General features: G+C 46.2%; 14 protein-coding genes. 1 reads left to right on the forward strand and 13 read right to left on the reverse strand.

Translation table 11 applies throughout. From position 1 onward, the window contains the following. Window positions 1-15 precede the first annotated feature (15 nt). The 8 genes from MLD56_RS14900 to MLD56_RS14935 all read right to left on the reverse strand — a co-directional run bounded on the left by MLD56_RS14900 (window position 16) and on the right by MLD56_RS14935 (window position 7709). Window positions 16-1710: a spore germination protein gene (locus MLD56_RS14900; protein WP_029517297.1), complete on the reverse strand. Its 1695-nt coding sequence runs from the start codon at window positions 1708-1710 to the stop codon at window positions 16-18. A gap of 26 nt (window positions 1711-1736) precedes the next feature. Beyond that, entirely contained in the window at window positions 1737-2159 is a 423-nt protein-coding gene (locus tag MLD56_RS14905) for a stage V sporulation protein AB (protein WP_029517296.1), read from the reverse strand. After that, window positions 2156-2809: a stage V sporulation protein AA gene (locus MLD56_RS14910; RefSeq protein ID WP_029517295.1), complete on the reverse strand. Its 654-nt coding sequence runs from the start codon at window positions 2807-2809 to the stop codon at window positions 2156-2158. Before MLD56_RS14910 ends, MLD56_RS14905 begins: the two co-directional genes overlap by 4 nt. Before the next feature lie 176 nt (window positions 2810-2985). Further along, a complete protein-coding gene (sigF, locus tag MLD56_RS14915; RefSeq protein WP_023989213.1) occupies window positions 2986-3741 on the reverse strand; it encodes an RNA polymerase sporulation sigma factor SigF in 756 nt (251 codons plus the stop codon). An 11-nt stretch (window positions 3742-3752) separates the two neighbouring features. After that, a complete protein-coding gene (spoIIAB, locus tag MLD56_RS14920) occupies window positions 3753-4208 on the reverse strand; it encodes an anti-sigma F factor (protein ID WP_029517294.1) in 456 nt (151 codons plus the stop codon). Beyond that, window positions 4205-4558 (reverse strand): anti-sigma F factor antagonist, encoded by a 354-nt coding sequence (spoIIAA, locus tag MLD56_RS14925; protein WP_013310782.1) that lies wholly within the window; start codon window positions 4556-4558, stop codon window positions 4205-4207. The genes spoIIAB and spoIIAA overlap by 4 nt, the downstream gene beginning before the upstream one ends. A 96-nt stretch (window positions 4559-4654) precedes the next feature. After that, window positions 4655-5848: a D-alanyl-D-alanine carboxypeptidase family protein gene (locus tag MLD56_RS14930; protein ID WP_029517293.1), complete on the reverse strand. Its 1194-nt coding sequence runs from the start codon at window positions 5846-5848 to the stop codon at window positions 4655-4657. A 214-nt stretch (window positions 5849-6062) separates the two neighbouring features. Further along, complete coding sequence (locus MLD56_RS14935) at window positions 6063-7709, reverse strand: glycosyl hydrolase family 28-related protein (protein WP_029517292.1); 1647 nt, start codon at window positions 7707-7709, stop codon at window positions 6063-6065. Between the two features lie 203 nt (window positions 7710-7912). Here MLD56_RS14935 and MLD56_RS14940 point away from each other — a divergent pair, with 203 nt between their 5' ends. After that, window positions 7913-9124 (forward strand): O-antigen ligase family protein, encoded by a 1212-nt coding sequence (locus tag MLD56_RS14940; protein WP_029517291.1) that lies wholly within the window; start codon window positions 7913-7915, stop codon window positions 9122-9124. 124 nt (window positions 9125-9248) lie between these two features. On the opposite strand, the gene MLD56_RS14945 is transcribed toward MLD56_RS14940, so the two are convergent. The 5 genes from MLD56_RS14945 to spoIIM form a co-directional block, all read right to left on the reverse strand. Further along, window positions 9249-10073: a purine-nucleoside phosphorylase gene (locus MLD56_RS14945; RefSeq protein ID WP_013310786.1), complete on the reverse strand. Its 825-nt coding sequence runs from the start codon at window positions 10071-10073 to the stop codon at window positions 9249-9251. A 72-nt stretch (window positions 10074-10145) separates the two neighbouring features. Next, on the reverse strand, window positions 10146-11090 hold the full coding sequence (gene xerD / locus MLD56_RS14950) for a site-specific tyrosine recombinase XerD (protein ID WP_029517290.1): 945 nt from the start codon (window positions 11088-11090) through the stop codon (window positions 10146-10148). 108 nt (window positions 11091-11198) lie between these two features. After that, a complete protein-coding gene (locus MLD56_RS14955; protein WP_029517289.1) occupies window positions 11199-11441 on the reverse strand; it encodes a YqzK family protein in 243 nt (80 codons plus the stop codon). Window positions 11442-11607: 166 nt separating this feature from the next. Next, window positions 11608-12105, reverse strand: a complete 498-nt coding sequence (locus MLD56_RS14960; protein ID WP_013310789.1) for a ferric iron uptake transcriptional regulator — start codon at window positions 12103-12105, stop codon at window positions 11608-11610. Window positions 12106-12204: 99 nt separating this feature from the next. After that, window positions 12205-12858 carry a stage II sporulation protein M gene (gene spoIIM / locus MLD56_RS14965; protein ID WP_029517288.1) on the reverse strand — a complete coding sequence of 218 codons (654 nt, stop codon included), beginning with the start codon at window positions 12856-12858 and terminating at the stop codon, window positions 12205-12207. Window position 12859: the final 1 nt, after the last annotated feature.

Consider the following 12859-nt stretch of genomic DNA (forward strand, 5'->3'; position numbering starts at 1 on the left):
TGCAGATCATTTATATTAATGCTCCTGTCCATTGCCTGAGTTCGAATCTGTGTCGGCATCCGTATGGGGCATACGCGTATTGTCCCTCGTTTTGTTAGATGACGGGCGGTTAGCCGCATCTAGTACAGGCATACGGAACAAGATGGAAGCTAACGCTTTGGCATTAAAAGGAATGAACGGCCACAAATACGAAGAATTATATGACCGATGCAGCGTCAGCATCAAAATGATCAGTGTCGTACCCACGACAAAGCCCGGTACGTGAAAAATCGCAACAGCAACCAGCAGGAATAGTCGAATCAGTCTATTTGCCAGCCCCAGCTCGTAGCTCGGTGTTGCGAACATTCCTATGGCAGCGACAGCCATATACAGCACGACCTCATTCACGAAAAGTCCCGTCTTAACCGCTATATCACCGACCAGAATGGCTGCGATCAAGCCCATAGCGGAAGCCAGTGGTGTCGGAGTATGCACAGCCGCCATTCGCATGAGATCGACCCCTAGTTCCACGATGATAAACTGTGCAATCAGCGGAAGATGTGCTTCCTTTTGAGGACCAATAAAATCAAGAAAAGCTGGTTTTAATTCGGGATTGATGACCATTAGCAGCCACATCGGAAGCAGAAACATTGAGGCGAATATGCCTAAAAAACGTACCCACCGCAAATAACTTCCCATAAAAGCGGTTTGCCGATTTTCTTCTGCATGCTGACACAAGTCAAAAAAAGTGGTAGGCAAGATCATCACGCTGGGTGAGGTATCTACGAAAATAACGAGTCTCCCTTCCATAATATGCGATGCCACGACATCTGGTCGCTCCGAATATCGTACTAATGGATATGGATTCCAACCTTTATTGATAATCGTCTCCTCTAATTGCTTATCGGCCAGCGGAATACCATCCAAATTAACATTTTTAATTTTGTCTCGTACAGTATCCACCATCACCTTATCTACAATATCGTCAATATAGCCCAAGCATACGTCCGTTCGAGTTCGGCGTCCGACCTGCATAGCCTCAAATTTAAGTCCTGGGTCCCGCAAACGCCGGCGTACCAGACCTACATTTGTAAGCATTGTTTCAGTAAACCCGTCGCGGGCACCGCGCACAACCCGCTCCAAAGAGGGTTCCTCTGGACTACGCACCGGATAATTACGGGTATCCAGAATAAGGGAAAAACGTTCACCTTCCATGAAAAAGGCACTCATCCCCGTCAGTACCTTGTTAATGACGACTGACATCTTATCTGTCTTCTCCACCTGAATATGTGGAATAAAGTTTTCGAAATACGCTTGTAGTCCATCGGAAGAGAGATTATCCGGCGTCAGATAGGTGAGCCGCTTTAGCACTTCAAGCATAATTTGATCCTTCGCAAAGGTATTCAGGAACAGATATCCAGTATGACGCCCTCCCAGTGTCATTTCCCTGAATACGACATCAAAGGTCTCCCCCAAACCTAATACTGTTTCAAGTGTATTCTTGTTATCCTTCATCCTCGGCGATATATTATCTTCGGCCTGCCAGTAGCGAACGGACTCCTCTACGTTATCAGATCGCTCACTCTCTTTTTTGTGTTTAAAACGTGCAGATTCCTGCGCCTGCTTTTCCTGCCATGGACTCAACTTTTCTTCGCCAGTATGATATTCCCTTCCGATTACCCCGTCTTCTTGATGCTGCTCCCGATGCTCTTGATCCGCTCTGTGATCCATATTCCTTGTCCCCTTCGCTTTCGTTGTTAACGGTTGTATACAAACCAGTCAAATAAGGAACCCGTCACCTTACCAAGCACCATTGCCATTAGCAGACCGAGCATATACACGGTCATGTGGAGTCGCTTGGCGAGTATAGGCAGGAGATTTAATACCTCCGTTAAAGCCGCAGCGAGCAAACCAATAAACACTCCGCAAAATAGCCCAGGTATCCATGTAAATATGCCCGGTAGTGGCAAGCAAATGTTCCAAAAATCGACCACAGTCCCCAGCACTGAACCTATAATCATTGCCTTTTCGTATGCACGTGATTTTTTATACGTACGGGTGAGTTGAGCTAATCGCGGCATGATATCCAGCACAATAAAAAAAGCAATTACACCGCTACCCACCGCAAGGCCCCCAGCAATACCTAAAATAATCTGAAGTGCAGCCTGTACAAATATCATGGTTTCTTAGCCTTTGTCTGCAGACGGGCCATCTTTTCATATTCCTCTGCCACAACATACTGATCCACATTTTCCTGGTACAGATACATTTCCACCTCCAGCGGTGTCGGCTCCTCGTTCCAATTTTTCTTGAACAAGTGATTAAAAAAAACGATCATGCCAAAGCCGATGCCGATTGAGTAAGCAATTTGAAACAGGTACGGATGCTCATCCTTATGTCCCGTAATCATCTCCACAATCCGAACCTGTACTTCCATCATGCTAACGTCGGCATGAAAATTCATAATTGTCAGCGCAGAGCCAAAAAACAGAAGCACCCATACCAAAACAAACAGTATTTTGGACGGCTTACGGGGTTTCTCCACGAGTTCGACAAGTACATGCGGCTTCCCAAGAGATTCAACTACGACCCCCGGAATATGATCTCTAATTTTTGCTATGATCTGCAGCATATCTATCAGTATCAGATTACCGTCCTGGTGCTGCGGCCGCTTGAGAACAAGCTCAAGCAGTTCCTTTTCCCATTCAGGATTAGTCAGCAAATTGGCTACATCACCCAAATGTAAATCCTGTCCTTGTATCATGCGGACACGGCTGCGGAGCCGCAAGTAGACAATAGGAGCTACTGTAGGAGCCGGAGTATGAGTCATCCGATCCCCTCCTTATCCTCGTAATTATCAGTTAGTATGGAACGAAGCAAGGAAACCTATTCTGTGTATTGTCTTTTATCCCACGCAAAAAAGAGTACCCCTGACCATTAAAATGGCTTTGGAATACCCTTTAAAAATACGTAAGCATAAGGATTTCACTAAGATCCTGACTGTTATTATTGGGCAATCTGATCGCGGATCAGTTGTAAAATCTTTTTTTCCAGCCGTGATACCTGCACCTGAGAAATACCAAGCCGACTTGCAACCTCTGATTGCGTCTGATCCCGGTAATAGCGCAGGTACACAATCAACCGCTCCCGCTCAGATAGTCCGCCAATGGCCTCATTGAGTGCCAGCTTGTCAAACCATCTTTCCTGGGATTCGTCAGCAATCTGATCCATAAGTGTAATCGGATCACCGTCATTTTCGAACACCGTTTCGTGAATTGAAGTAGGCGGCTTATTGGCCTCCTGCGCAAAAACAACGTCCTCTGGCGTCACTCCCAGCTCATCAGCAACTTCCTTGACTGTAGGCAGGCGGTTGAGCCGTTTGGATAGCTCGTCCTTCATTTTGCGGACCTTATTGGCCGTTTCCTTCAAGGAACGGCTAACCTTGAGTGTACCGTCATCACGCAAGAACCGTTGAATCTCACCGATAATCATCGGTACTGCATATGTTGAAAATTTGACTTCGTAGCTGAGATCGAATTTATCCACCGATTTTAACAAGCCAATGCAACCAATTTGAAAAAGATCGTCAGGTTCATACCCCCGGTTCATAAAGCGCTGCACGACAGACCAGACGAGCCGGATATTACTATTGACCAGTGTCTCACGAGCCTCATTATCACCGGATTGACTCAATGCAATAAGCCGCTTGACTTCCGCATCCTCTAAATAGCTGTGCGAAGTTTTTTTTCCTCCTGCTTCCATAGGATCAACTCCTAATTATATAAAGCTTTCTTGGATTCAATCCTTTTCTTCATCCGGACCGACGTGCCTCCGCCCGGCTCACTGACTGCTTCAAACTCATCCATGAAATTTTCCATAATTGTAAAGCCCATGCCGGAGCGTTCCAATTCAGGTTTGGACGTATATAAAGGCTGCTTGGCGAGTTCTAGATCCTCAATTCCTCGGCCTGCGTCCTCAACAACCAACGTGATCACGTCCGCTTCAATCCCGACTCTAATCGTTACGACACCTGACGGGTCGCTGTCATAGCCGTGAATGATACTGTTTGTCACCGCTTCAGACACCACGGTTTTCAAATCACTTAGCTCATCCATTGTGGGATCAAGCCTGGAAATAAAGGCCGCGACAGCCACACGAGCAAATGCTTCATTCTCGGATTTTGCAGCAAACTGCAAGCTCATGAAATTGTTACCCGTGCCTTCTCTCATGACACTACCTCCAGTTCCGTGAGCGCATTTCCCTCGTTGTCATAAATGGGCATGATTTTGAACAGCCCTGACATATCCAGCAGTCGGTGTACTGGCGGATTGACATCACAGACTGCCATTTTTCCGCCCTTTTGCTTGATCAGTTTGTACCGTCCCAAGATAACGCCAAGGCCGGAGCTATCCATAAACTGAAGATTCTTCAGGCTGAGCACAATATGCTCGCATTGCCGGCGCTGAATCGCCTCATCCATTTGCATACGGACCATGTCCGACGTATGGTGATCAAGCTCACCAGACAGCCTTACAATCAGTACCCCCCGGTGATGCTCCATTTCAATTTGCAGGTTCATGCTTGCTCACTCTCCTCCCGGTCTTGGACAAGGATTTCTACGTAGCCGCAGACGATTCCTGCCCTCCGACAAAACTAGAAGAAAACCCCGTAAAATCTACAAAGAAAATAGGTTCGACATGGTACGTTTAAACAATTTCCACCATCCGGCCTTCTCGATAGCCACAGGCGAAGTGATATTAAACTCCTTAAGCCGTTGTCCATCCTGATAGACGACCAGCTTACCAACTGGATCACCAGCCCGGACAGGAGCTTTGAGGCTTGGGGCCAGTTGCAATTCATGACGCAACGTTTGTTTGTTGCCACCTTTTTTCACCAGCACACTGTAAGAACGATCAGCCTGAATTTTCAGCTCTGGCAACACGCCTTTTTCAACTTTTACGCTGCCCAGCAATTCACCCGGCTTGTATATGGATTTCATTGTATATTGAGAAAATGCATAGTCGAACATGGAAGACACTTCATTGTTGCGTATCTTCGTATTTGGCTCCCCGAGCACGACAGCCACGACACGCAAGCCATCACGCTTCGCGGTAGCGGAAAGACAGAACTTTGCTTCTGCCGTATAGCCTGTTTTCAGCCCGTCTGCTCCAGTATAGAAACGGACAAGTTTATTCGTATTCACCAGCCAAAAGGGCTTGACTGAGGACTTACGCAAATAGTCCTGATAGGCTCCCGTATATTTCGTAATTTGCGGGTATTTCAACAACTCCCGACTCATAACCGCAATATCATGCGCAGAAGAATAGTGATTCTCTACGGGTAAACCGTTGCAATTGGCAAAATGCGTATCCTTGAGCCCGAGTTGCTGCACCTTGGCGTTCATCATCTCAACAAATGCCTGCTCAGACCCTGCAAGTTTCTCAGCCATCGCCACAGAGGCGTCGTTGCCTGAAGCCATCGCAATTCCCTTCAGCATCTCATCGACCGTCATTTCTTCTCCCGGCTCCAAGAAAATTTGCGAGCCCCCCATTGAAGATGCATATTCGCTGGCACGAACTTTATCGGTCAGCTTAAGCTTGCCATCCTGAATGGCCTCCATTGTTAGCAACATCGTCATAATCTTGGTGATGCTCGCTGGAGGAAGCTTTTCACGACTGTTTTTTTCATAGATGACTGTGCCCGTATCTGCATCCATCAGGATCGCCGAGAGAGCCTGGGGAGCTAGCTCAGCCGCTGATCCCTCTTTGGTTTTGCTATCAGGTATGCTTTCTTCGGCCCAACCGCCGACAGGGACGGCAGTCAAGGCTACCAGGCAAGCCAGGATGAACGCCACCACTTTTTTCTTCACAATCGGTTCCCTCCTCAACATATTGGCGTAAACCACCGGAGCCTATTTACTTACTCCTCCGGCCTATTCGCTGTGCTGCTAACCATTGTCGTCAGAATGAAAGAAAAATATTCCATATGACTAAAAACATCAAATAGCACCAAGCTGAGTCAGCATGGTGCGCATTTTCCAATATCTAAAATGACAGAACATCTATCGTCTGTGAAATAATTGTTTAAATTCGGCTTACGGTGAGATATGTGATACCTCCACCTGGTAGAATATCCATTGCATTTTGACTGAACACCCGTATATCAATAAAAGAATTCGCTTCCAGTCTAAGTTCCATTGCTCCACTCAATGCACTATAGTTCAGTCCGCCAATTATCCTGTCATCGAGATAAGCATAGGCGGAACTCCCGGCAAGCTGCTCATCATTCAAGTGAAGTGCTAACCGTGTACGGTTTCCATCAACTTGGGGATCGGTCGAAATGTAGACTTGTATTCTGTATTTCCCAGCTCGCTTGGCTCGCCATCGACTATTCACCGCATCGAATTCGATCAGCTCATCCTGGTTGATTTGATTGAACTTCACCTTCTGCCAACTACCTGCCGGAAGATTTTGTCTCGCTCCCAGGTAGGCTTTAACAAAGGTTTCGTCCAAATGCTCAATTCCGTTGTTCGAGTATTTCTCGACCAGCAGCAAAGCCTGCCCTGTCCCATTATTCTCGTCATAACGATTATTGTTATAGTTAAAATCCAAATGTGAGCGAAGTGTCACCTGCTGTGTGGAAGAACTACCAGAGAAAGAAATAAGCTTTTTTAGATTACGGGGATACCCTCCCACCTCGTCCACCAAAACTTTTTTGCCAATGACCACATCTACAAAATAGTTACATACGGATTGGGTATCATTGAATTTATCCGCTATCGCTAAAATGGAGTCACGCAATGCCACATTTTTGGTTTCTTTAGTAGCACCAATTTGAATAAAAGAAGGTACTGTCATCTTATGCTCTCTGCTTAGTCCCTCAAACCAGCAGCCTATAAATTCAGCGTTCATAAAATCATTAATGAGAATGGGAATATCATTGGAACTTCCATCCTTAATGTGCTGGCTAGCCAAAAATCTAGCCCCGTTGGAGCTATTCAGATCCAATGCCGTATCGTTCCCCAATGTAAAAAGCGCTATGCTAGTAAACTGTGAACTTCTATTCTGCAAGTGAATCCCTGTTTTATTGTAATTAATCTCTGTGCATTTAAATAAATTGACATCACTTTCGTAGCCCCAAAAAGCCGTTTCGAAATGCTCAATTAGGACATTATCCAGGGCAACTCCGCCGCCCTTCCAATCCTGAATACCCAAAGTACCTTTACCATAATATCCACGCTTCACCGACTGCGAAAACGGATTATTTAATGTGGCTCTGTCAGCCCCCTCGTACCGGATCGATAAGTCATGAAACTGCACATTTTGAAATCCGCTAAACGTTGGTAGACTTTCATCTCCAATTTGAAAACAAGGGCCCGTACCATAATATTCAATCGACGTAACCCCTTTGCCTTGTCGGTATCTGCCCTTATGAATGCCAAAAATGCGTACACCCTGCTTGCGAATCTGTAGGGTAGAGGTTATTTTGTATCGTCCACTGGGAATGTGAAGAATAGAATAATCGGGGGTCTTATTAATCAATTCCTGCAAAGCTGCCGTATCATCCTGAATACCATCACCAGCAGTTCCAAACCAGCTTACGTTTACACTGCGTTCAATGAATTCTTTTTCAATGGTTTTAAAATTTTCATTTAATTGCTGCGGCGTTAACTCTTTGCCCGTACCACTCAAATTCAACTTCAAACGGTCTGTAAAAAAATGATCCGCCACCCGAACACCCCCATGTTTAAAAACGTAAAAAGTTCCTCTTTGACCAGCCGAAGAATCCTTCATTTTCTTAGCATGGACTGAGTATATGCACAAGAGGGCTTGCTCTAGGCGTGGGAAAAATGAAAATAAATATTTTATTATTATTGTACAAGAAGATACGTTTTGTATATTATAGATACATAACGTATCTAGGCGGTGGAACCGTGAAACATATACTTACAGTAGCTGGTTTACTGGCTTTTTCGATTCCCTATGCTTGTCAGGGTTTGTCTCCCAGAGTTATCACGATTTCCCTGCTCATCTTGTTGTTTAGCTATATCATGCTACTACCTTCACTCAGATCATTGATCGCAACCTTAGCCGACAATCCGTTGCTGACTTTACTCATGCTGTACATCGCTGCCTCCTGTTTGTGGGCTGAACAAGAGCAGACCTCTTCCTTGCTGATGGTTCTCAAATTTCTTGCCTTCTCTACCTTTGGGCTCTATTTGGCCACCCATTATACAATACAGGGCTGCATTCGTCTCTTAGTCGTTACGTTAAGTATTTTGAGCATACTCAATTTACTCGCCGTTTTGCTCGTTCCCTCCTTTGCTATTCATGGTGGCGTGGAACATACTGGGCTATGGAAGGGCATCTCTGGTCATAAAAATACACTCGGAACTCTCTCTCTGTTAGGTTTTGTTTCACATGTCATTTACTTTTTCAGGGGTAAACATAAAGTTTTGCATATTGGCTTCATCTTACTCAATGCCTTATTGCTCATCAAGTGCCAATCTACCACCTCTTTGATGCTGACATCTTCGTTCTTCGTATTTATATTGTTTATATTGCTATTCAAGAGAATCCGAAGCATTGCGTTGCGTGGTTTCTTCATTAGCTGTTCCTGCTTGCTCGTTCTTTTGGGTTTGGTGTTCACTTTTACTTATGGAGATGCGATTGCGTCGGAATTCGGAAAGACAACGACCTTAACTGGAAGAACGGAAATCTGGCAGGGGATTGCTGGTGCGATTCAGAGCCATTACTGGTTCGGACATGGTTATGGCTCCTACTGGGCAGCCCGGCCCAGTATCTATGCGAATGGAATTCGTTTTGATCTGACAAGCAGCCATAGCGGTTTCCGAGATCTGTGGATCGATGTGGGCCTTACAGGACTACTGGCAACCATTACACTCGCCATAACCACTTTATTTAAATTTAGAATTGGCAAAGCAGATATGTATACATGGCTGACGGCAGCTGTTTTTTTCCTGTTTATCATATTGAACAATATAACGGACAGCCGTTTCCTGAACTCGCTATCCATTTACTGGATTATTTTTATGGTTATTGTGATCAAGGTGCAAGAACGACATACACTGGCTGTAGCAGAAAAAGCGAATTCAACTGCATTGAGCACACAGCCTCTCCATTAGGAGATGTTACTCAAATCAACCGCTGTATGTAAAAAAGAACCCCATACCCACGCCATCAAAAGGCGTTTGGATATGGGGCTCTTGGGATATATGTCCACCACTTCGGTTGAACATGATCCCCAATCTACATTTGTGGAATAATCGCTAGCACAAGTTTTAAAAATTGCTCACGTACCTTCTCTGCCGTCTCCATCACTTCACCATGGGACAAAGGCTGATCCAGAATGCCTGCGGCCATATTTGTGATACAAGAGAAGCCCAGTACCTCAATTCCTGCATGACGGGCTACAATAACCTCAGATACGGTCGACATACCCACTGCATCTGCACCCAGTGTACGCAGCATGACGATTTCAGCAGGCGTTTCATAGTTAGGTCCCAGCAATCCAGCATATACACCTTCCTGCAGGCTGAAGCCCTGTTGGTTAGCCGTTTGCTTGGCAATTTCACGCAAACGGCGGCTGTACGCCTCCGACATATCTGGAAAACGAACGCCCAGACCGGCATCGTTTGGTCCAATCAGCGGATTTTGTCCTGTCAGATTAAGATGATCCGAGATGACCATCAGATCGCCTGCTTCGTAGGAAGTATTTACACCACCTGCTGCATTCGTCACCAGCAGACTTTGAATCCCCAATTGCTTCATCACCCGAACTGGGAAAGCCGTCAGCTGCGGGCCATAGCCCTCATACATATGGAAGCGCCCTTTCATCATGACGACAGCGCGACCTTCAATCGTGCCTAACAGTAATTCACCCTCATGACCTTCTACCGTCGATACAGGAAAATGGGGAATATCCTGATAAGGAATACTAATTCCATCCTGAATTAAATCGGCCAGAATACCGAGACCCGATCCCAGAATAAGGCCAATCTCTGGACGTATTCCGCTCTTGGCGCGGATATAATCTGCTGCTTCCTGAATTGTAGCTTGGTTGGCTGTTGACATTAATATCTCTCCTGACTTGTACAATCGTAAAGTTATAGTCATTATCACATTTTCTATGAAACCAAAGTATCGTTATGTTCGATCTTTGCTTTCATGAGAAGTGCGGTTGCCGCCGTGCGGGTGATGCTTTTCATATACTTCCTTCATATTCCGTCTGGCCGTCTGCGCATATACCTGCGTCGTTGACAGATCAGCATGACCCAGCATTTCCTGTACAGAGCGTAAGTCCGCTCCGCCCTCCAGCATATGTACCGCAAAGGAATGCCGCAGCGTGTGGGGCGTGATATCCTCGCTTATGCCTGCTTCCTGGCCGTACTTCTTAATCATTTTCCAGAAGCCCTGTCTACTGAGACGCTGTCCAGATACGTTCAGGAACATGGCATCCTGCTCTACCTGAGCTTCTTCACCCTGCCCGGATCTCAGCAATAATAGACGCTGCTCGTCCATATAGGCTTGTGCCCACTGTGATGCCTCACGGCTGATCGGTACAACACGCTCCTTGCCTGCCTCGCCGCCACAGTGCACAAAGCGCAGATCGGTGCGCACGTCACGCACGTTTAAGGCAATCAGCTCTGATACGCGAATGCCCGTCGCATACAGCAACTCCAGCATCGCCTTGTCTCGCACCCCTTGCGGGGCAGTCACATCTGGCGCGGCCAGCAAACGCTCTATCTCATCCTGCGTTAGCACCGAGGGCTTCTTTTTAGTCGCTTTGGGCAGCTCCAGCAGAACAGACGGATCATGGATCGTAATTCCCTCCCGAATAAGAAAATGAAAAAAGGAGCGAATGGAGGCGACGCTACGTGATATTGTCGCCGCAGCCTTTCCCTGTTCCTTCAAATGGCCCAAATACAGTACCAGATGTGACCGTTGGACATTATCCGGCTGCTCAATACCACAGCTTTCTGCGAACTCGACAAACTGCTGTACGTCTCGTTGATACGCTTCCAAAGTGCTGCGCGACAAACCCTTTTCCTCTTCCATAAATTGAACGAAAGGTTGAATGTACATTTTCATGAGTTCCAAAAGTCTCCTTGTTCTGCATACAGCGGTTCAGTCTCAGCGCCTGCTTCTTCGTGTGCTACCTTCATCATTTCATAAGCTCATCAAGACCGATTACTTAGACTATTCACCATACCAGTAAAAGAAACGTAAACGTTCCAACACTGCTATTCGATGCTCGGACCCTTCATTTACTTTTTGTCCGCCAAATACCTTCACTGCATGTCCTTCCGGTATTCGGTAATGATCTACAGGTGTTATCCAATCTGTAAACAGCCTGAGGCTAAAAAAGAACATACATGCCAGCGCCCCGAACAAGATTACCAAACGTAGCCATTTTAGTCCTCTCCGCAACGATAGTACCATGTGGATCAGCCGCCTTTTCCCCAGAATATGGTCCTAATTAGGACTCTCTATGGAAGGGTATGACAAGCTATTCCTTTTTATACCGCTTAATCCCGAACAACAGGCTCCGAACCAAAAAAGCTCTCCCGAACGCATCTTCGTCGGTGAGAGCTTGGGTAGTCAGCTTTTAGTCCTGAGATTTGTTTTTTCTGGATTTGCCCAAAGATTTCTGAGCGGTCGTATCGTTCTTCGCCTTACAACGATAACAAATACCGTGGAAGTCCAAACGATGGTCCACTACGGTAAAGTTATATTCCCGTTCCAAGCGCTCCTCCAATGGTCCAAGCCAATCTTCCAGTATTTCATCTACACTGCCACACTGCACACATATCAAATGGTGATGGTGATGTTTGGTTGTATCGCCGCGCAAATCATAACGCGCAACGCCATCACCAAAATTAATTTTCTCCACGACATGCAGTTCACTTAGCAGTTCTAGGGTACGGTATACGGTTGCCAGACCGATTTCGGGAGCTTTCTCTTTGACGAGCATAAATACATCTTCCGCACTCAGATGATCATCTTCGTTCTCAAGTAAAACTCTGACGGTGGCTTCCCGCTGAGGCGTTAGTTTGTAGCCCTGGGATTGCAGCTGCTGCTTAATTTTTTCGATCCGTGCTTCCATGTGTCTCCCTCCCCCTGCAAAGCTACTGCCTACTGCACTTTTTTCACTCCTATTATTATAGGGGGTCTATACAAATAAAGTCAAACATTTTGAAACGGATCAAGATGACACGGAAGCTGTCAGCATAGGAGTGACCCATTGCATCATAACCGGGGTGATCCAAGTTTCAAAGGACGCGCTACCAATAAGAAGCACGATCATCACAGCAGTCAACCCTGCGTAAGACAGCAACGGACGCAGCATTCCGTCTGACGGCCGGGTAGCGAGTATTTTGGTTTTGATCATATGGATGGAAAAAGTCATCGCAGCCACGCTGCAGACGAGCAGTACCGGAATCACGAGCAGGTTATGGGGAGCAACTGAAACCAAAGAAAATAGCAGTCCTTTCCACGAATATTGCCCCACCAGATAACCTACTGAAAATCCGATTAGCACACCCTTGAGGAAATTCAATACAAGAATACCCGGTAGACCAATAACCGAAAGGCCACACACCCAAATTAGGCCGACCCATTTCAGATGTAAAGATACGCTATCCCAAAAGGTCGAAGCCGCCTGCGAATCAGCGAATCCCTGTTCGTTTTGATTGACCGTTACAAAAAAATCCTTCAGGTAACGGGACAAATCCTGTAACTGCTCCAGCGAGAGTGCGTTTACCATAAGTGCGCCAAAGACGACTCCCACCAGAAACAGCACAGCCAAGAACACATAATATGGCGTCTGATCCTTTAACGTATGACGAAACCATTGCATC

It is taken from the genome of Paenibacillus peoriae (assembly GCF_022531965.1).
GTDB classification, from domain to species: domain Bacteria; phylum Bacillota; class Bacilli; order Paenibacillales; family Paenibacillaceae; genus Paenibacillus; species Paenibacillus polymyxa_D.

Bases quoted from the DNA above. Each gene is read 5' to 3' on its own strand.
- MLD56_RS14900 (WP_029517297.1), bottom strand. From the start codon at position 1,710: ATGGATCACAGAGCGGATCAAGAGCATCGGGAGCAGCATCAAGAAGAC.
- MLD56_RS14905 (WP_029517296.1), bottom strand. From the start codon at position 2,159: ATGATATTTGTACAGGCTGCACTTCAGATTATTTTAGGTATTGCTGGG.
- MLD56_RS14910 (WP_029517295.1), bottom strand. From the start codon at position 2,809: ATGACTCATACTCCGGCTCCTACAGTAGCTCCTATTGTCTACTTGCGG.
- sigF (WP_023989213.1), bottom strand. From the start codon at position 3,741: ATGGAAGCAGGAGGAAAAAAAACTTCGCACAGCTATTTAGAGGATGCG.
- spoIIAB (WP_029517294.1), bottom strand. From the start codon at position 4,208: ATGAGAGAAGGCACGGGTAACAATTTCATGAGCTTGCAGTTTGCTGCA.
- spoIIAA (WP_013310782.1), bottom strand. From the start codon at position 4,558: ATGAACCTGCAAATTGAAATGGAGCATCACCGGGGGGTACTGATTGTA.
- MLD56_RS14945 (WP_013310786.1), bottom strand. From the start codon at position 10,073: ATGTCAACAGCCAACCAAGCTACAATTCAGGAAGCAGCAGATTATATC.
- xerD (WP_029517290.1), bottom strand. From the start codon at position 11,090: ATGAAAATGTACATTCAACCTTTCGTTCAATTTATGGAAGAGGAAAAG.
- MLD56_RS14955 (WP_029517289.1), bottom strand. From the start codon at position 11,441: ATGGTACTATCGTTGCGGAGAGGACTAAAATGGCTACGTTTGGTAATC.
- MLD56_RS14960 (WP_013310789.1), bottom strand. From the start codon at position 12,105: ATGGAAGCACGGATCGAAAAAATTAAGCAGCAGCTGCAATCCCAGGGC.
- spoIIM (WP_029517288.1), bottom strand. From the start codon at position 12,858: ATGCAATGGTTTCGTCATACGTTAAAGGATCAGACGCCATATTATGTG.